Source organism: Flavobacterium labens, assembly GCF_048286755.1.
Classification (GTDB): domain Bacteria; phylum Bacteroidota; class Bacteroidia; order Flavobacteriales; family Flavobacteriaceae; genus Flavobacterium.
Genome location: NZ_JBLVPL010000003.1, coordinates 177,185 through 196,933, shown reverse-complemented (window position 1 = coordinate 196,933; position 19,749 = coordinate 177,185). Strand labels below are relative to the sequence as shown.

Annotated in this window: 18 protein-coding genes; 9 read left to right on the top strand and 9 right to left on the bottom strand. The window is 33.4% G+C overall.

The window, feature by feature from the left end; all coding sequences use genetic code 11:
* Positions 1-36: 36 nt before the first annotated feature.
* Together ccoS and ACNQF8_RS09760 are read right to left on the bottom strand one after the other, a co-directional pair.
* On the bottom strand, positions 37-228 hold the full coding sequence (gene ccoS / locus ACNQF8_RS09765) for a cbb3-type cytochrome oxidase assembly protein CcoS (protein ID WP_417952258.1): 192 nt from the start codon (positions 226-228) through the stop codon (positions 37-39).
* 117 nt (positions 229-345) lie between these two features.
* Entirely contained in the window at positions 346-2,751 is a 2,406-nt protein-coding gene (locus tag ACNQF8_RS09760) for a heavy metal translocating P-type ATPase (RefSeq protein WP_417952259.1), read from the bottom strand.
* Positions 2,752-2,860: 109 nt separating this feature from the next.
* Between ACNQF8_RS09760 and ACNQF8_RS09755 the strand changes: the two genes are divergently transcribed.
* On the top strand, positions 2,861-3,541 hold the full coding sequence (locus tag ACNQF8_RS09755; RefSeq protein ID WP_417952260.1) for a Crp/Fnr family transcriptional regulator: 681 nt from the start codon (positions 2,861-2,863) through the stop codon (positions 3,539-3,541).
* A gap of 5 nt (positions 3,542-3,546) precedes the next feature.
* Here the strand turns inward: ACNQF8_RS09755 and ACNQF8_RS09750 are convergent, their stop codons facing one another.
* The 4 genes from ACNQF8_RS09750 to def all read right to left on the bottom strand — a co-directional run bounded on the left by ACNQF8_RS09750 (position 3,547) and on the right by def (position 7,116).
* A complete protein-coding gene (locus tag ACNQF8_RS09750; protein WP_417953323.1) occupies positions 3,547-5,001 on the bottom strand; it encodes an APC family permease in 1,455 nt (484 codons plus the stop codon).
* Between the two features lie 98 nt (positions 5,002-5,099).
* Positions 5,100-5,873 carry a nucleoside triphosphate pyrophosphohydrolase gene (mazG, locus tag ACNQF8_RS09745; protein WP_417953324.1) on the bottom strand — a complete coding sequence of 258 codons (774 nt, stop codon included), beginning with the start codon at positions 5,871-5,873 and terminating at the stop codon, positions 5,100-5,102.
* An 80-nt stretch (positions 5,874-5,953) separates the two neighbouring features.
* Entirely contained in the window at positions 5,954-6,442 is a 489-nt protein-coding gene (locus ACNQF8_RS09740) for a DUF5606 family protein (RefSeq protein ID WP_417952263.1), read from the bottom strand.
* Positions 6,443-6,528: 86 nt separating this feature from the next.
* Complete coding sequence (gene def / locus ACNQF8_RS09735) at positions 6,529-7,116, bottom strand: peptide deformylase (RefSeq protein WP_417952264.1); 588 nt, start codon at positions 7,114-7,116, stop codon at positions 6,529-6,531.
* A 196-nt stretch (positions 7,117-7,312) separates the two neighbouring features.
* Here def and ACNQF8_RS09730 point away from each other — a divergent pair, with 196 nt between their 5' ends.
* Positions 7,313-9,526: an FUSC family protein gene (locus tag ACNQF8_RS09730; RefSeq protein WP_417952265.1), complete on the top strand. Its 2,214-nt coding sequence runs from the start codon at positions 7,313-7,315 to the stop codon at positions 9,524-9,526.
* A 65-nt stretch (positions 9,527-9,591) separates the two neighbouring features.
* Here the strand turns inward: ACNQF8_RS09730 and ACNQF8_RS09725 are convergent, their stop codons facing one another.
* Positions 9,592-11,088: a malate:quinone oxidoreductase gene (locus tag ACNQF8_RS09725; RefSeq protein ID WP_417953325.1), complete on the bottom strand. Its 1,497-nt coding sequence runs from the start codon at positions 11,086-11,088 to the stop codon at positions 9,592-9,594.
* Between the two features lie 120 nt (positions 11,089-11,208).
* Positions 11,209-11,625: a Holliday junction resolvase RuvX gene (gene ruvX, locus ACNQF8_RS09720; RefSeq protein ID WP_417952267.1), complete on the bottom strand. Its 417-nt coding sequence runs from the start codon at positions 11,623-11,625 to the stop codon at positions 11,209-11,211.
* Between the two features lie 232 nt (positions 11,626-11,857).
* Here ruvX and ACNQF8_RS09715 point away from each other — a divergent pair, with 232 nt between their 5' ends.
* From ACNQF8_RS09715 to ACNQF8_RS09700, 4 genes are all read left to right on the top strand, one after another.
* Entirely contained in the window at positions 11,858-12,673 is an 816-nt protein-coding gene (locus ACNQF8_RS09715; protein ID WP_417952268.1) for a 2,3,4,5-tetrahydropyridine-2,6-dicarboxylate N-succinyltransferase, read from the top strand.
* Between the two features lie 37 nt (positions 12,674-12,710).
* Positions 12,711-13,691, top strand: a complete 981-nt coding sequence (locus ACNQF8_RS09710) for a glycosyltransferase family 2 protein (RefSeq protein ID WP_417952269.1) — start codon at positions 12,711-12,713, stop codon at positions 13,689-13,691.
* A gap of 19 nt (positions 13,692-13,710) precedes the next feature.
* Positions 13,711-14,775, top strand: a complete 1,065-nt coding sequence (locus ACNQF8_RS09705; protein WP_417953326.1) for a glycosyltransferase family 9 protein — start codon at positions 13,711-13,713, stop codon at positions 14,773-14,775.
* 63 nt (positions 14,776-14,838) lie between these two features.
* A complete protein-coding gene (locus tag ACNQF8_RS09700) occupies positions 14,839-15,630 on the top strand; it encodes a glycosyltransferase family 2 protein (RefSeq protein ID WP_417953327.1) in 792 nt (263 codons plus the stop codon).
* Here ACNQF8_RS09700 and ACNQF8_RS09695 read toward each other — a convergent pair.
* Complete coding sequence (locus ACNQF8_RS09695) at positions 15,613-16,374, bottom strand: lipopolysaccharide kinase InaA family protein (protein ID WP_417953328.1); 762 nt, start codon at positions 16,372-16,374, stop codon at positions 15,613-15,615. The genes ACNQF8_RS09700 and ACNQF8_RS09695 overlap by 18 nt on opposite strands.
* Positions 16,375-16,462: 88 nt before the next feature.
* On the opposite strand from ACNQF8_RS09695, the gene ACNQF8_RS09690 reads away from it, so the two are divergent.
* From ACNQF8_RS09690 to ACNQF8_RS09680, 3 genes are all read left to right on the top strand, one after another.
* Positions 16,463-17,533 carry a glycosyltransferase family 4 protein gene (locus ACNQF8_RS09690; RefSeq protein WP_417952273.1) on the top strand — a complete coding sequence of 357 codons (1,071 nt, stop codon included), beginning with the start codon at positions 16,463-16,465 and terminating at the stop codon, positions 17,531-17,533.
* A 140-nt stretch (positions 17,534-17,673) separates the two neighbouring features.
* Positions 17,674-18,243, top strand: coding sequence for an L-threonylcarbamoyladenylate synthase (locus ACNQF8_RS09685; protein WP_417952274.1), 570 nt, complete (start codon positions 17,674-17,676; stop codon positions 18,241-18,243).
* 67 nt (positions 18,244-18,310) lie between these two features.
* The gene (locus ACNQF8_RS09680) at positions 18,311-19,738 is read left to right on the top strand and encodes a CCA tRNA nucleotidyltransferase (RefSeq protein WP_417952275.1); all 1,428 of its coding nucleotides are present in this window, start codon (positions 18,311-18,313) and stop codon (positions 19,736-19,738) included.
* Positions 19,739-19,749 lie beyond the last annotated feature (11 nt).

Sequence of the window (19,749 nt, the reverse complement as noted above, 5' to 3'; positions counted from 1 at the left end):
TTAAAGTTGTTTATTATTTGATTGATTTGTTGAAAGTTATAAAGTCGTTGAACTTTCGGTTTTCGATTTTTTAGCTTTCGACTGAATTAGCTCATCGTCAAAAAGCATTCTGACTGATGGTGTGTAATCATCGTCATATTGGCCTGTTTTTACCGCTCGAATAAAAGCAATAAAAAAACCAATGGCGACAATTATACTGATGGAGATTAATAAATAAATGACACTCATACCTTAATTTGTGTTAACAAAGTTACTTTGACGTTTTGGAGTAAAATATGACATTTGTCATACTTATTGATATATGTTAAATTTATGTGAAAGCGCAATTCAAAAACTTATACAATTCTATTTTTTATTTGCATAATAACTGCTCATTACCGTTACAAAACTCACAATGGTTATTGTACTCAAAGGCATTATAATTGCTGCTACCAAAGGCAATAAATTACCTGTAATAGCAAACGATAATCCCACTACATTGTACAATAAAGAAAGTGCAAAACTCATTTTGATAGTCGTTATTGAATTCTTGGATAATTTCAAGAAATAGTTCAATTTTTGAAACTCGCTGGCATCCAAAATAGCATCACAAGCCGGTGAAAAAACATTGACATTTTCAGAAATGGAGATTCCTACATTGCTTTGCGCCAAAGCCCCCGCATCGTTCAATCCATCTCCTACCATCATTACATTATTGCCTTTTTCCTGTAAGTTTTTAATAAATTCTAATTTCTGCTCCGGTTTCTGATTGAAAATTAATTCCGTGCCTTTCGGCAAAAGTTGTTCAAGAGTTGCTCGTTCGCCTTCATTGTCACCTGATAAAACCTTGATTTGATAGTTACTTTTCAAATTTTTAAAAAGTTCCTCCAAACCTTCCCTGTATTGATTATTAAAAATAAATTTTCCGTAATAAACATCATTTACCTTTATGTGAACCGACGTTTGTTGAATGTTATTTTCTTCTGTTTTATCTACAAAAGCTGCAGAACCTATTTGAATTTGGTAACCTAAAATTTGTGCTTGAATTCCTTTTCCGGTGATTTCTTCAAAATGATCCACTTTCAACTTTTTGGTTTCATTTCCTGATTTACTTTGCAAAATTGGAATAGGCAAATAGTCATACAACATTCTGCTTAACGGATGATTGGAGGCGCGAAGCACATTTTTTACCAGCAACAAATTTTCATCGGAAAGAACGGTTCCTTCATAAGAAATATTCGATTTTTTATTGGTCGTAATCGTTCCTGTTTTATCAAAAACAATTGTATCCACTTTTGCTAATTGTTCAATAACTAAAGCATTTTTGAGATAGAATTTCTGTTTTCCTAATATTCGCAATACGTTGCCAAAAGTGAATGGCGCTGTCAATGCCAAAGCACAAGGACAAGCAACAATTAGAACTGCGGTAAACACATTGAAAGCGGTATTAGCATCAATAAAAATCCAATAGCCAAATCCTGTAAAAGCAATCAGTAATAAAATAGGTGTAAAATAACGGCTAATGCTATCGGTAATAGTTTTGTGTTTTTGCTCTACATTTTTTTGGAACACATCATTGCTCCATAATTGCGTCAGATAACTTTGGGAAACAGAATGTAAAACTTCCATTTCAATTACTTTTCCTATTTGTTTTCCTCCTGCAAAAACTTTGTCTCCGGATTGTTTCGCAATAGGAATTGCTTCTCCGGTAACAAAACTATAATCGATTTCTGCCTTTTCCGAAATTAAAATTCCATCAACGGGAATGAGTTCTTGATTTCTGATGAGTAATCGATCGCCTTTTTCAACTTCGTAAATCGCCACACTTTCTTCTGATAAATCCGAATTGATTTTGGTAATCGCTATTGGAAAATAGGATTTAAAATCCCTTTCGAAGCTCAAAAAACTATAGGTTTTGATTTGGAACATTTTTCCCAAAAGCATAAAGAAAATCAATCCGGTTAAGCTGTCGAAAAAACCAGAACCGTAATCCATGACAATATCAAACGTACTTCGCACAAACATCACCACAATTCCTAAAGCAATAGGAATATCGATATTAAGCATTTTAGATTTGATACTTTTATACGCTGAGACATAATAACCACTTGCCGAGTAAAAGAAACTCGGTAACGCTAAAGCAAAAATCAACCAACGGAAGAAGCCACGGTATTGGTCTAACCAAAATTCTTTTACTTCAAAATACTCCGGAAACGAAAGCAACATAATGTTCCCAAAACAGAAGAAAGCAACGCCAAGTTTATAAGTCAAACTTCTATCTACATCATTACTTCCCGTTTCATAGTTTTCTAAACTAATGTAGGGTTCATAACCAATGGAACTCAATAAATAAACAATCGTTTTGATAGAAACAACTTCTGGATTGAAGGTGATTCGGACTCTTTTTTCGGGAAAATTAACCTGTGAAGTGCTTATTCCTTTTTGAAGACGCTGTAGATTTTCCAGAATCCAAATGCACGAGCTACAATGAATATGAGGAATGTTAAGTGAAATAATTGCGGTTGAATTTTCTTGAAATTCCAATAATTTGGATACAATACTCTCATTGTCTAAAAAATCATATTTACCATTAATGTCTTGCGGGGTTGCTCCAGGGGATTTTTCAAAATCATAATAACACGTCAAATCATTCAGACTGAAAATTTCGTAGACCGTTTTACAACCGTTACAACAGAAATTTTTAGCATCAAAAATAATTTCGTCTTCTTTAATAATGTCTAACCCACAATGGAAACAGTTTTGTGTGTCCATAACTTTGCTCATTTTACCTGGAACAAAGGTCATTAATCGAATGAGTTAAAAATATGATATTTGTCATATTAAAGAGTTAGTTTTGTAATACATATAAATCACATATACTATGAGCAAATGCGAACAATGTATCGTCAGAGAATTTAGCTCTTTAAAAGCGTTAACTAAAGACGAATTAATAAAACTTTCTGACTGTAAAACATCCCATATCATTAAAAAGGGAGAAGTTATCTTTGAGGAAGGTGAGAATGTGAATGGTATATATTGTATCAAAGATGGTATATGTAAACTAACCAAATTGAGCGCAAACGGCAAAGACCATATTGTAAAATTAGTTACTAAAGGAGAATTACTAGGACAACGCTCGATGATTAGTGATGAACCGGTCAACTTGAGCGCGGTAGCTCTTGAAGATATGCAGGTTTGTTTCATTCCAAAGTCGGAAGTGATGGGATATTTCGATAAGAATAACCAGTTTTCGATGAATGTGATGAAAAGTATTTGCGGTGATCTAAAAGAAGCCGATGATAACATGGTGAATTTGGCCCAAAAAACAGTCAAAGAAAGATTAGCCGAAACGCTCCTTTATCTAAATGATACTTTTGGAAAAAACGAAGATAACTCTTTAAAAGTACAACTTTCAAGAGACGAAATAGCCAGTATTATTGGCACTGCCACTGAAAGTTGCATCCGTTTGCTATCTGATTTTAAAAAATTAGGTCTGATTGAATTAACAGGGAAAAAAATTGTTTTAAAAGATATCAATGCGCTAAAAAAATTAGCAGAATAGCTTCATTAATTTTGCTCTTTCTTATTCATTACAAAATAATACACCGGAATACCCAGCGCCACAATACACAATCCTAATCCCGTATTGAACGTATCATAAATCAATAAAGTGAAGCAGATTGCCGATGTCACTATAATATAAATGGCTGGTACAATTGGATATCCAAAGGCTTTATAAGGCCTATCCGCATTGGGTTCTTTTTTTCTAAGAATGAAAACACCCAAAATAGTCAGGATATAAAACAACAACGATGCAAAAGTGGCGTACGTCAACAAATCACCGAATTTTCCCGAAATACAAAGCACACACGCCCAAATACATTGCACCCATAGTGCTTTTGCAGGAACCTGATTTTTATTCAGTTCTGTAGCTCCTTTAAAAAATAATCCATCTTTTGCCATGGCAAAAAATAATCTTCCTCCCGAAAGAATCAAACCACTATTACATCCAAAAGTGGAAACCATGATTAACGCAGCCATCACAAAAACACTTACATTTCCCATAATCATACTTGCAGCCGCCGCTCCAACCCTGTCATTACTGGCAAACATGATTCCGTTACCAGAAATATCAGCAGCGTTTGGAGTTCCTTGCATTGGCAACAAAGCCAAATAAGCTAGATTTGCCAAAACATAAATAACAGTCACAATCAGGGTTCCAAGAAACAAACTTCGAGGAATATTCTTTTTCGGTTCTTTAATTTCTCCCGCAATAAAAGTCACGTTATTCCAAGCATCACTGGAAAATAATGAGTTGATAATCGTTGCTCCTGCGGCACCCAAAATTGCCATTCCTGCTAATTTTGTAACCGTAATTGTTCCGTCAGGATTTACAACCGTTTTACTGGCTTCCCACATATTTGCAAAATTATTAGACAAAACATCCGTTTGTAAGCCAACATACAATCCTAAAACAATCAATGCAAAAAGCGCAATTAGTTTAGCCGAAGTGAAAATCAATTGAACCGTTTTTCCGCTTTCAACCCCTTTGGTATTGATATACGTTAGCAGAATTATACTAAAAATAGCCAACACTTTTTGGTACGAAAAAACAAAACCAGTACCAACTGTAAAAAGAGTTTGATCTAAAACAGGAAAGAAAATTGCGGCATAATTAGCAAATGTAACCGCAATAGCCGCAATAACTCCGGTTTGAATTACCGTAAAAACGGTCCAACCGTACAAGAAAGAAACTAATCTTCCGTAAGCGCGCTGTATGTAAACGAATTGTCCGCCAGCATTAGGCATCATTCCTGCTAATTCACCATAACTCAACGCAGCAGCAACAGTGATTAATCCTGTTACCAACCATATGACCAATAACCAGGCAGCAGATCCAATATCTCTTGCCATGGCTGATGTAACTATGAAAATCCCGGATCCTATCATGGAACCAGCAACTAAACTAGTGGCATCTATTAATCCTAGAGAACGTTTTAACTCTGTTTTATTTTCTGACATTGGTAAATTAATTATTTAAAAACTGAACACTAATCCCGAAGTATCGGGACTGAAATATGAGCACTGATTACTAAATACTGAACACTGAATACTGAATACTATAACTTCTTCGCTTCTTCCCAAAAAACATCCATTTCAGCTAAAGTCATATCCATTAAGGGTTTTCCCAATTCTCCTGCTTTACTTTCTAGATATTGAAATCGCTTGATGAATTTTTTATTGGTTCGTTCCAAAGCATCTTCGGGATTAACATTCAGAAATCGGGCATAGTTAATCATCGAAAATAAAACATCTCCAAATTCGGCTTCAATTTTATCTTGGTCACCTGCTTCAACCTCAACTTGCAATTCTTCCAATTCCTCTTGAACTTTATCCCAAACCTGATGTGATTCCTCCCAATCAAAACCCACTCCTTTTGCTTTATCCTGAATTCGGCTCGCTTTGACTAATGCGGGTAAACTTCTTGGAACTCCTTCGAGAACAGATTTTTTGCCTTCTTTCAATTTTAGTTTTTCCCAATTTTGTTTCACTTCCTCTTCATCTTTAACCACAACATCACTGTAGATATGTGGATGACGATGAATTAACTTTTCACAAATTTCATTACATACATCAGCCATGTCAAAGTCATTTGTCTCGCTTCCTATTTTGGCATAAAAAACAATATGTAATAACAAATCCCCAAGTTCTTTTTTGACTTCGTTCAAATCATTCTCCAGAATTGCATCACCTAATTCATAGGTTTCTTCAATAGTCAAATGACGTAAGGTTTGCATGGTTTGCTTTTTGTCCCAAGGGCATTTTTCGCGCAAATCATCCATAACATCTAATAATCTCTCGAAAGCTTGCAGTTGGTTTTGTCTTGAATTCATCAGAAATTGTTTTTGGTAAAAATAAAAAAATCCTGTTCAGAAAATAGCCGAACAGGATTAAATATTATTGTAGTGTAAAATTACTCTTTTTTAGCTTTTGCTTTTTTAGCAGGAGCTTCAACTTCTGCAACTGGAGTTTCTTCTGCAACGGCTGCAACCTCTTCTGTCACATCAGCTGCTGGAGCTTCATCAGTAACTAATCCTTTTGCCTGAAGCATATTGTACCAGTTCAAAACTTTTTTGATATCAGAAGGATAGACTCTTTCTTCATCATAATCAGGTAAAATTTCTTTGAAATAAGCCGTCAATGTAGCATTATCTTCTTTATGTGAAATCGCTTGACCTTTATTTTCTTTATCAGCAATTTTCTGCATGATTTCAGCTAATGGTTTTTCGCCTTCATACGTGTAAATTGAAATTTCCGACAATAAACTCACATTGCTTTTTAAGTTTACTGTGATTTTTTTTCCATCTAATAATGATTCAGCAACAAACCCAGTACGTGTTTGTACTCTTAATACATATAAACCTGGTTTCCCAGAAATGGCTAATATTTTTTCTAAATTCATGTTTTGTGTAATTATTATTAAGAATTTGACTTATTATTTTTTCATTTAAAACCAAAAATCATACCAAGCGAAGCTCGAGATTTACTTTATCTTCCTTTTTTGGCAAAAAATTTCATGCGGTAATCTTGGAATGTTTTTCCTTCCAAAATGTTTTTCAGTTTCTTTTGAATCAATCGTTTTTTTAATGAAGAAATTTTATCTGTGAATAATACTCCTTCAATATGATCGTATTCATGTTGGATTACTCTGGCAATCAATCCGTCAAAAACTTCCGTTTTCATTACAAAATCCTCTTCGCAATATTCAATTGTTATGGTTGGATTTCTATATACATCTTCTCTAACGTCAGGAATACTCAAGCAACCTTCATTAAAACTCCATTCTTCACCTTCTTCTTTTATCATTTTTGCATTGATAAAAGTTCTTTTGAATCCTTTTAATTCTTTTTGTTCTGTATCTTCTAATTCTTCATCGTCACTAAAAGGAGTCGTATCGATTACAAATAAACGAAGAGCCAATCCTACTTGAGGTGCGGCAAGTCCTACACCATAGGCATTATACATCGTTTCGTACATATTAGCAATCGTTTCTTTTAAATTAGGGTGCTCTGGTGAAAGAACTTCGCCTACTTTTCTTAAAACTGGATCACCGTAACCTATAATTGGTAAAATCATTGTTTTTGTATTAAGCATTGTATACTAAAAATGAGAATAAGTTTCCCTTTAATTCAGTCCGCAAAAATAGTAAAAAAATAGACAATGAATAATACTGTATCGATAATTAGTATTTTTTTACCATTTAGGCAAAAACAGGGCAAATTATGCTTTGATTGAGTCGCTCAATTCTTACCTTTGCTTGTAACCCAATTGTATGATTTACAAAATCCGAAAATTTACTGACAGTACTTATTTTACTAATGCTCTAAAAGTAACTATAGCAGCAGTTATTCCAGTTGTAGTGCTTTCTTTTTTAGGCAAATTCGAAATAGGTTTTACCATCGCTTTAGGTGCTTTTTTTACTTATCCAAGCGATATTCCAAGTAATCTAAAACATAAAATAAACGGTATTCTGGTTACAGCTTTACTTGTTGCTGGTGTCAATTTGTTAGTAAATATTGTCTATCCCTATTCTTTTATTTTCTATACTTTTTTAGCGGTATTAATTTTTCTGATGTCTATGCTTTCTGTCTATGGACAACGAGCTACTATGGTTTCTTTCTCTGCGCTGATTTCTATTTCATTAGCATTTGCAAGCATCAATACCGGTTGGGCGATGGTTCAACATTCTCTTTTAATATTATCTGGAGGATTATTTTACCTAATGATTTCACTTGTTTTTCATTATTTAAGACCTCATCGCTATGTTGAATTACAAATTGCAGAATGCATTAAGCTTACGGCTAAATATTTAAAGCTTCGAGGCGATTTATGGACGATTAATGCTGATAAAAAAGCAATTATTGAAAAGCAACTACACCTTCAGGTAGAACTGAACACCATCCGTCAAAACATAAGAGAAGTATTGATTAGCAACCATACGACTTCTGGATCTTCTAATCAAAACCGAAAAATGTTAATCGTTTTTATTTCATTGATGGAAATTCTGGAACTTGCATTAGCTACTTCATTCGACCATGATAAATTGCATCAAAAATTTGACGACCATCCAAAGGTTTTGTTAACGTATCAAAAATTAGCCTACAATCTTGCCGCAAGTTTAAAAAAATTGTCCAAAAGCGTACAAAACCGAACTAAATATATTTCTAAACATACGCTACTAAGTGATTTGAATGCTTTACAACTTGCCATTACCGATTATGAAAATGATTTAGGAAAAATTCCCGCTTCCGAAGGTGTTTTTATGCTAACCACCATGCTGCAATATACTGAAAAACAAGTGGAAAAAATAAAAATTGTAGAGCGTGCTTTTACGCTAGCCTTCAATTCACAGGACTTTAAAGAAAAGGACAAAGATTTAGAAAAATTCCTTACTCCTCAATATTATCCTTTGAGCACTTTAATTGAAAATTTCAGTTTCTCTTCCACAATTTTCAGACATTCGCTACGATTAACCATAACATTGTTGATTGGTTTTATCATCGGAAACATACTGCCTTTTCACAACGTCTATTGGATTTTGTTGACTATTATAGTTATTATGCGACCTGGATATGGTTTGACGAAACAGCGTTCTTTTCATCGAATTTTTGGTACTATCATAGGAGGATTAATCGCTTTTGGGATTCTTTCATTAGTACATGACAACATCACAATCAGTATACTTTCTATTTTAAGCATGCTTTTAGGATTTTCATTTACCCAAATAAATTATAAAGTTAGCGCCATATTCGTGACGATGTATGTTGTTTTTATTTACGGGATATTAACTCCTAATATTGGCGATGTAGTTCAATATAGAATACTTGACACCATTGTAGGTTGTACTTTGGCTTTCCTTGCCAATCACTTTTTATGGCCTTCTTGGGAGTTCTTAAATATTCCGTCCCACGTAGAAAAATCGATTATTGCAAATCAGAATTACTTAAAAGAAATTTCGAGTTTTTATAATAAAAAAGGGACTATTTCTACCTCGTATCGTTTGGCTCGAAAAAATGCTTTTATCGAAATAGGCAATTTGATGGCTTCTTTCCAAAGGATGGTCCAAGAACCAAAGTCAAAACAAAAGCAATTACCACAAGTCTATAAATTAGCGGTACTTAATCATTCATTGCTATCGTCATCAGCTTCGTTGGGAACGTACATCCAATCGCACAAAACTACGTCTGCTTCTGAAGCGTTTAATGTTGTAGTCGATACTGTCATTAGAAATCTGGATAATGCGATTGCACTTTTGAAAGAAAATGATTTATACCTAAAAGAAAATCTCCCAAAAGAAGATTTAGCCATGCGATTTACGGAATTAAAAAATATACGAGCCAAGGAATTAAAAGAAGGAATTCCTATTGATGAAGAGGCATTTCAATTGAAAATGCAAGAGGCACAATTAGTTATAGAGCAATTAATCTGGTTGACTAATCTTTCTGAAAATATTTTAAAAACTACAAAAGAATTAATGGAATCTTAAAGAAAAAAGCGCTGGATTTAGAGAATATCTAAAATCCAGCGCTTTGTATTTTATTGCTAACTTTTCTAATTATTCAGTTTTAAAACCGAAGCAGTATCTTTTCTTATTTCGGTTAATAAATCTGGATTATCATTCAAAGTCTGACCATATGAAGGAATCATATCTTTTAATTTTTCCTGCCATTCCGGAGTTTCAACTTCATCTTTAAAACATCTTCCTATTAAATCCACCATAATAGAAACTGCGGTTGAAGCACCAGGAGAAGCACCAAGTAAAACAGCTAGAGTTCCATCAGCAGTTGTTATGACTTCAGTACCAAACTCTAGTATTCCACCTTCTTTTTCATCTTTTTTTATCACTTGCACACGTTGTCCTGCACGCTCTAATTTCCAGTCTTTAGATCTTGCACCTGGAACATATTCTCTCAACGCATTGATTCTGTCTTTAGGAGACTGACGCACTTGCTCAATCAAATATTTTGTAAGTGGTATATTTTTAATACCGGCAGCAATCATAGGAATGATATTATCCGGTTTTATAGATAAAGGTAAATCTGAATAGGAACCATTTTTTAAAAATCGAGTAGAAAACCCTGCAAAAGGTCCAAAAAGCAGTTGCTTTTCTCCATTTATCATTCGAGAGTCAATATGTGGAACTGACATTGGTGGTGCGCCAACACTCGCTTTCCCATATACTTTTGCCTGATGTTTAGCAATCACTTCAGGATTAGTACATTTTAACCACTGTCCGCTCACAGGGAAACCGCCATAGCCTTTTCCTTCAGGAACATTCGCTTTTTCTAATAACGGCAATGAACCTCCACCAGCACCAATAAAAACAAATTTAGTATATGCTTTTCTTTTTTGGCCTGTAGCCAAATCAGTAATTTTTATCCTCCAAGATTTATCTTCACGTTGTCTTAATTTTTGAACTTCATGATTGAAATACATCGTAACCCCTTCCAATTTAGATAAATAACTAAAAATATTTCGGGTTAATTCTCCAAAATTCACATCAGTTCCAATAGCCATTGACGTTGCAGCAACTTTCTCAGATTCATTTCTACCTTCCATAACCAGAGGCATCCATTCTTTTAATTGAGCAAAATCAGTACTGAAAACCATTTGCTTAAAAAGAGGATTCGAATGTAAAGCCTCAAATCTTGTTTTAAGGTATTCTACATTTTTTTCTCCCCAAACAAAACTCATGTGAGGGATACTTTTAATGAAATTTTCAGGTGATGAAACTTTATTTTGTTGCACTAAATAGGCCCAAAACTGTCTAGAAACCTCGAAAGATTCTGCAATACTGATTGCTTTTTTTGGATTGATGCTTCCATCTTCACTTTCTGGAGTATAATTAAGCTCACAAAAAGCAGAATGTCCAGTTCCGGCATTATTCCATGCATCAGAACTTTCGGCAGCAGCCATATCTAATCTTTCGTAAATTTCAATCTTTATATCTGGTTGTAACTCTTTTAGGATTAAGCCAAGAGTGGCGCTCATTATTCCAGCTCCTATAAGAACTACTTCACTTTGCGAACGAATGGTTGTATCGGGCATAACAAAATTTTAAAATGCAAAGATACTTTATATATGTAAAAAAAATATAACAAATTATTGTTAAAAAGTAAGGAATTACAAATCTATTTTAGTCAATTGACAGGCATTGCAGTTGGATTTTTAAAACATCTTTCGAGTCAAATAATCCTGAAGCATTATCGTTGCAGAAATTTCATCGATAAGTGCTTTATTTTGACGCTGTTTCTTGCTAAGTCCGCTGTCAATCATGGTTTGAAAAGCCATTTTTGAAGTAAAACGTTCATCTACCCGAATGACTTTCATATCCGGAAAATGATTGGTAAAATGCGTTACAAATCCTTTAATGATAGAAGCACTTTCTGAAGGTTCTCCATTCATTTGTTTAGGCTCACCAATGAGAACGGCTTCTACTTTCTCTTTGGAGAAATAGTCCTTCAAAAAAGCAATTGCCGTTGGTGATGGAATGGTAGTTAATCCTGAAGCAATGATTTGCATTTCATCAGTAACGGCTATTCCTGTTCGTTTTAATCCGTAATCTATGGAGAGAATTCTTGGCATTTGTTTATTTTTTTCAAAGGTAACTATTTTAATTTTCCAATTCTTAGCAGTAACAGAAAAGTCCCTTTGATATCATTTTTTTTGTGTTTATTAATTTAACATTTCAACACTAAAGAATTTTGTCATTTCAAATTAAAGAATCAAACAAGAAGTTAAATCTGTAACATTTTCTAATCATTTTGCTTTTTTGCTTTTGCCTAAAAATCCTATCTTTGTCAAAAATCTAACTAAAATGAATCCATTACAAACAATTATAGAACAAGCTTGGGAAAACCGTGCTTTGTTGCAAGAAACGACAACAACTGATGCTATCAGAGAAGTTATTGAATTATTAGACACCGGAAAATTACGTGTTGCCGAGCCAGTTGGTGAAGGATGGCAAGTAAACGAATGGGTAAAGAAAGCGGTAGTGATGTATTTCCCTATCCAAAAAATGGAAACATTGGAATCTGGAATTTTCGAGTACCATGACAAAATGTTGCTAAAAAGAGGCTATGCCGAGAAAGGAATCCGTGTCGTTCCTAACGCTGTAGCTCGTTATGGCGCATACATTTCAAGTGGTGTTATTTTGATGCCAAGTTATGTAAATATTGGAGCTTATGTTGATGAAGGAACAATGGTAGACACATGGGCAACAGTAGGTAGCTGTGCGCAAATTGGTAAACACGTTCACTTAAGCGGTGGTGTTGGTATTGGTGGTGTTTTAGAACCTTTGCAAGCGGCTCCGGTAATTATTGAGGATGGTGCATTTATTGGTTCTCGTTGTATCGTAGTTGAAGGCGTTCATGTTGGGAAAGAAGCTGTTCTTGGTGCCAATGTTTGTTTGACGGCCTCTACAAAAATTATTGATGTTACAGGCGAAACTCCAGTTGAAATGAAAGGTTTTGTTCCTGCTCGTTCCGTTGTAATTCCGGGAAGCTATACAAAATCATTTCCTGCAGGTGATTTCCAAGTTCCTTGTGCATTAATTATCGGACAAAGAAAAGCCTCTACTGACTTGAAAACATCTTTAAATGATGCTTTACGTGAATATAACGTAGCGGTATAATTCAGTTTTGTTTTAAAATTTATATACAAAAAACCTATTGGATATTTCAATAATTATAGTCAATTACCGGGGTTGGAAAGCCTTAGACGAGTGTTTAGAATCTATTGATTCCATTAGTTCTATAACATTTGCATTTGAGGTTATCATAGTGGATAATTTTTCTAATGACGGACAATTTCCTGTTTTTAAACAAAAATATTCCAAGTTTACATTCATAGAAAATACTGGTAATAATGGTTTCTCAGATGGTTGCAACTTTGGTGCAGCCATTGCTAAGGGAAACCATTTCCTTTTTTTAAACCCAGATACAAAACTTACGCTTGAAGCTTTAGAAACGCTTTTGCAAACTACTATTTCACACCCTGAAATTGGAATTTTGTCTTGTCTTCAAATAAATGAAAACAGCGTTTTTTACAAGCAAAACAATTTATTCCCCGCTTTAGGACGCTTTTTTGGAATCTCAAGAGCCATTTTCAGGAAACTGAATAAAGCCAAACTAGAAAAACGTTTCAACACTACAACAGATTTATTTTACCCGGATTGGGTTACAGGTGCCGTTATTTTCATAAGTAGAAACTGGTTTGACAAAATTAAAGGTTGGAACGAAGATTACTGGCTGTATTTTGAAGATGTTGACCTTTGCAAAAAAGTTGCTGATTCCGGAGGTAAAGTTGCGATAACCAGAAAAGCAACAATTTTCCATCAGCATGGCGGTGCATCCCGAATAAACGTTAAGACAAAAGCATTGACCAAAACTGAAGTGATTATTTCTAAACACGTCTATATCAGCAATCAATTCTCAACAGGAATTCAAGTCTATTTACAAAGTGTATTAATTATAGGAGTCCTTCTGGAGAAAACACTATTATCTATTTTAAGTTTATTTTTGTTTTTTATTCCAAAATTAAAGGTGAATCGATTAATGCTTAAAAACGTATCCGTTTACTACTTTAATGCGCTTCAAAAACAAACTTGGATTAGTCCTCGTGCCATGAATTATTTGAAAACAAAAGCATAATTTCCTTAATTTTCTCCAAATGAAAATACTTGTAATTCAACAAAAAATGATTGGTGATGTTTTAGTAAGCTCCATTTTATGCGACAATCTGCGAAAAGCTTATCCAAAAGCGCAAATTGATTATATGGTTTACGAATCTACCATTGCTGTTTTACAAGGAAATACAAGTTTTGATAATCTTATACTTTTTCAGGAAAAACATCAAAAAAACAAATGGGAACATTATAAGTTACTGAAATCTATTCGCGCAGAAAAATATGACATTGTCATAGACGCTTATTCTAAATTAGAAAGTTGGCTGGTCGTATTATTTTCTGGTGCCAAACAAAAAATATCGTATTGGAAAAAAGGAAGAGAATTTCTTTATACCGATACCGTGAAACGGAAAACAATATCTAAAACAAATTTGGGATTAATAATCGAACAACGATTAGCACTCTTAGATCCACTGCATCTTCCTATTGAATTAGAGACTTTCCCACGTATTTATGTTACGGAAGAAGAAAATGATTTTGCCACTTCACTTTTTGAATCGCACGGAATTGACCAATCCAAAAAGACAATTATGATTAGCATAATTGGCAGCAGTCCAGACAAAACTTATCCCCTGGAATACATGTCGCAATTAGTTGATTTTATCGCAGACAGAGGAAATATCAATATTCTTTTTAATTATTTTCCAAAGCAAATTGAGGAAGCTAAAACAATTTACGATAATTGCAAAGAAACTACAAAACAGAAGATTTATTTTTCTGTTCTAGGTAAAAGTATCCGAGAGTTTATTGCTATTATGAACAATTGTGACATGATAATTGGTAATGATGGCGGAGCAATAAATATGGCAAAAGCTTTAGAGAAGCCGTCTTTTATTATTTTTTCGCCTTGGATTGATAAAAAAGGTTGGGCCACATTCGAAGATGGAATCAACCATGTTTCACTTCATTTAAAAGAGTTTAAACCCGATTTATTTGAAAGCAAAACCCCTAAAATCGTAAAAAAAGAAACCGTTTCATTTTACAGACAATTTACCCCTAAATTAATTTATCCTTTGTTAAATACTTTTTTAGAAATACATCTAAAATAAACTTTTAAAGTAAAAATTGAATTTAATCCGAATACTATATTTTTGTAGAAGATCGAAAAATTAATGACAAACCATTACAACACTAACATTTCTGTTTTAATAATCACATTAAACGAGGAAAATCAAATGAGGTCACTTTTGGCTGATTTGGATTTTGCTGATGAAATTATTGTTGTCGATTCATTCAGTACGGATAAAACAGAAGCTATTTGCAAATCATTTGAAAAAGTCAGTTTCATTCAAAATACATTTGAAAATTATTCGTCGCAACGGAATTTTGCGATTTCTCAAGCAAAAAATGATTGGATTTTATTTCTGGACGCAGATGAAAGACTATCTCCTGCATTAAAAAATGAAATAATAACCACTGTTACTACTAATAAAACACATTCGGCTTTTCTTTTTTACAGAACTTTTATGTTCAAAGACAAAGTACTGCATTTCAGTGGAAATCAAAATGATAAAATATTTAGACTTTTCAATAAAAATAATGCAGCTTACACTAAAGATAGGCTCGTACATGAAAAATTAAAAGTGAATGGTAAAATAGGGGTTCTAAAAAACAAACTCATTCATTACTCCTATTCTAATTTTCAAGAATACAAATTAAAAACCATTCGCTACGGCAAATTTAAGGCTCAGGAGAAATTTTTAAAGAGAGAAAAACCTTTTATCATATTACATTTCTTGCATCCAACTTACAATTTCTTATTCAATTATATTGTGCGATTAGGATTTCTTGACGGAAAAAAAGGCTTGATTATTTGCTATTTAAACGCAAATTCAGTTTATACTCGGTATCGAGAATTAGAACAACTTTGGCATACCGAAAAATCGCTATCGCCAAAACAATAATTTCTTTTTTCGAGCAATCTTTCTGTGAAATTTTGCCTGAAAATCATTGGTATAAAAACACATTTTAACAAAAACTTCATCGTATTTTTTACCATAAAGTTTGGCATATTCATCACTCATGATAGCCAGCATTTCTGTTTTTGGCGTAAGCCTGTTAAAGTTTTTCATACGTAGATCAAAATTCATTTCTGAATGAAAATTCATTCGGTTTAAATCCACTAAGTAAAAACTGTAAGCGTTGTTAGCTTCTTTCTTGATTAATGTATTTCCAGGTGAATGATCTAAAAACTCGATTCCTTTTTGATGTAAATCAAATGTAAATCTGGTAAATTGTCTTAAAACATTCTCGTGATCGGGATAATCAGGTTGCAACACTAATTCTCTAAAAGTCAGTTCTGCTTTCAGGTGTTCACTGATGTAAAAACTTTTTTCCAACCCTGACAATTTGAAATTTTCAGCATAAGCAATAGGCTGAGGAGTTCCAATCCCGTTTTCAAGCAATTTGTTAGCATATTCATAAGAACGTCTTGCTTTAGACTTTCTGAAATATTTGTAAGCCACTTGATTAATAATATTAGGGATTTTAAACGATTTAATATTAATCGTTGAAGAGTCTACATCAAAGAGTTTAATTTTATTTCGTTTTCCATCACCAAAAAGCTCTCCACTAGAATTGAAATTTTCAATAATTGTAGTTAAATTCGTCTTGTATACCTGAAATTTAGGGTGAATTGTTATTTGCATCAATTTAAAATAATTAAAAACAAAAGTAGGTATTGCTTTTTATTTATCCAATTTAAGGGCTACTTTTACTCAAATTCAACACTATAAAATGACAAAAACTGTTTTCCTCGAAACACATAATCTAAAAAACAAAGCAACTGGATTAGGAACTTTTAATTACGAATTGATTAAGGGATTATCGAAATTGCAGTTTAATGACTTAGAACTAACCTTGAACGTTAAAAATCCAGAAATTCTTAAGGCTGAATTTGGAGATAAATTTAAGTACAATAAATACACTAATTTATCCAGACATAGTATTTTTAGAACTCGAAAAAAAAATGATTTATGGCATTCAGTCAATCAAAATACTAAAATTGAACCTTTCCATGTCAATAAATATTTACTTACAGTACATGATGTAAACTTTGTAGAGGAAATTTCATCTGATATGAATCACAAAACAAACAAATTATTTATTGCTAAACTGGAAAAATCGACAGCGATAACCTATATCTCTGAATTTGCAAAAAAACAAACACACGAGTATTTTAAAGTTCCAAATGTTCCTGAATATGTAATTCATAATGGAAATCCTATTTCAACGATCTTGGATACTTCAGCTTTCATATCAAAAATACCTTTAAACAAACCATTTTTATACTCAATAGGTGACTTTCTGGAACGAAAAAACTTTCTTTCCATAGTAAAAATGATGATTCATATCACTGATTTTAATTTAATTATATCAGGAAACAGCAATAAATCTTATGGATTTGAAATAGCAAAGTTTATCGCAGAAAACAATTTACAAAATCGTGTTTTTCTGACTGGAAAAGTTGACGATATTGCTAAACAATTTTATTTATCAAAATGCTATGCTTTCCTTTTTCCATCGATTCGCGAAGGTTTTGGTTTACCACCTATAGAAGCAATGCATTTTGGGAAACCCGTATTCTTATCGAATAAAACTTCTTTGCCAGAAATAGGTGGAAAACATTCATACTACTGGGATAATTTTGATCCTGAATATATGAAAAACACATTAATTGACGGTTTAAATCATTTCTACAACAATCAAAATGAAATGGAATTGCTTATGAAAGAAAGAGCGGCGAGTTTCAATTGGAAAGTTGCAGCCTCACACTATTTGAAAGTGTATGAAAAGTGTCTTTTATAAAAATTTGGAACTGTAAAAGCACTCAAAAAGGAACCTGGAAATATATTTGGATTGCAAAGCTCAAATGAAGTATTTTTACACACTGGAAATTACACTAGTTTTATTGAACTGAAACTTAAAATATCCACAAAAATAAAAATATGGAAAATATCAACGAAGAAGTTCACAAAGCCTACGAAGTCATAAAAGAAGGCGGAATCATTTTATATCCTACTGACACCGTTTGGGGAATTGGATGTGATGCAACAAACGCTGAGGCTGTTGCCAAAATATACAAACTCAAGCAAAGAGCCGAAACTCAAAGCATGATTGTTTTGATGAATGGCGAAAAAATGATGTACAATGTTTTCAAAGACATTCCCGAAGTAGCTTGGCAAATCATTGACTTATCCGAAAAACCAACGACTTTGATATTGGACAAACCCAGAAATGTAGCTCCCAATATAATCTCTTCAGAAAACTCACTAGGAATTCGTGTTGTAAAAGAACCTTTTTGCTTTAAATTAATGGAAAAGATGAAGAAACCATTGGTTTCGACATCTGCAAATATTTCAGGCCAACCCACTCCTATTGCCTTCAAAGATATTAGTCCGGAAATTATAAAAGGTGTAGACTATGTTGTAAATTTGCATCGTGAAAAAATTGGCGGAAAACCTTCGACAATAATAAAATTAACGAATGATTCTCAGGTGAAAGTGATTCGAAAATAGTTTGCAGTATTCAGTTTCCAGTTTTCAGTTTAGCAACTTTAGACTTTAGACTTTAAACATTTTTAAAATGAGCATTAAAACTTCATATAAAGAAGCCTTAAATAATAAAATTTTCAAAGTCATCTCTCAAGCTTCTCAAGAACTTAACGTAGATAGTTATGTAATTGGTGGTTTTGTTAGAGATTTACTTTTGAACAGAGACTTTAAAAAAGATATTGATATTGTTGCCGTTGGCAGCGGAATCGAATTGGCTTTAAAAGTATCTCAATTACTTCCTAATAAACCAAAAGTTCAAGTTTTCAAAACCTACGGAACAGCGATGTTGCGCTTTGAGGACACCGAAATTGAGTTTGTAGGCGCCAGAAAAGAATCCTATCATTTTGAAAGTCGGAATCCTGTTGTAGAAAACGGAACCCTTGAAGACGATCAAAATCGTCGTGACTTCACTATAAATGCGTTGGCTTTATCCTTAAACGAAAAGAATTTTGGAGAGCTTTCAGATCCTTTTAACGGACTCGAAGATTTAAAAAACAAAATAATTAGAACGCCCTTGGATCCAGATATTACTTTTTCTGATGATCCGTTGCGTATGTTGAGAGGCATTCGTTTTGCGAACCAATTGGGCTTTGATATAGAAGAAAATTCGTTTCAATCCATCACAAAGAATGCAGAGCGAATCAAAATCATTTCTGGAGAACGCATTGTGGATGAATTGAATAAAATACTTTCGACAGATCAACCTTCAATTGGATTTTTACATTTGTTCAAAACAGGACTTTTAGATATTATTCTTCCCGAGTTAACGGCTTTGAACCAAGTTGAAGAAATAGAAGGTCACACCCACAAAAATAATTTCTATCATACGCTTGAGGTTGTTGACAATATTTGCCCAAATACGGATGACGTTTGGCTCCGCTGGTCTGCATTGTTGCATGACATAGGAAAAGCTCCAACAAAACGTTTTAATAAAAAACAAGGCTGGACTTTTCACGGACATGAATTCCTGGGAGGAAAAATGGCTAAAAAAATATTTGAACGCTTACACATGCCTCTTAACCATAAAATGAAATTTGTTCAAAAAATGGTCATGATGAGTTCCAGACCCATAGTACTTTCTCAAGATACTGTAACAGATAGTGCGGTGCGGCGTTTGGTGTTTGATGCTGGAGAAGACGTAGAAAACTTAATGACACTCTGCGAAGCTGATATCACAACAAAAAACCCAAACAAATTTAAAAAGTACCACAAAAACTTTGAAATAGTTCGAAAAAAAATTGTGGAAGTAGAAGAGCGTGATCAAGTACGTAATTTTCAACCGCCGATATCTGGTGAGGAAATTATGGAACATTTTAACATTAAACCATCAAGAGAAATTGGTATCATCAAAGAAGCAATTAAAGAAGCAATCCTTGAGGGTGAAATCCCAAATGAATATGATGCTGCCTATGCTTTTATGCTAAAAAAAGCATCTAAATTAGGTTTAGTCAAAGTTTAACTATTGTGTAC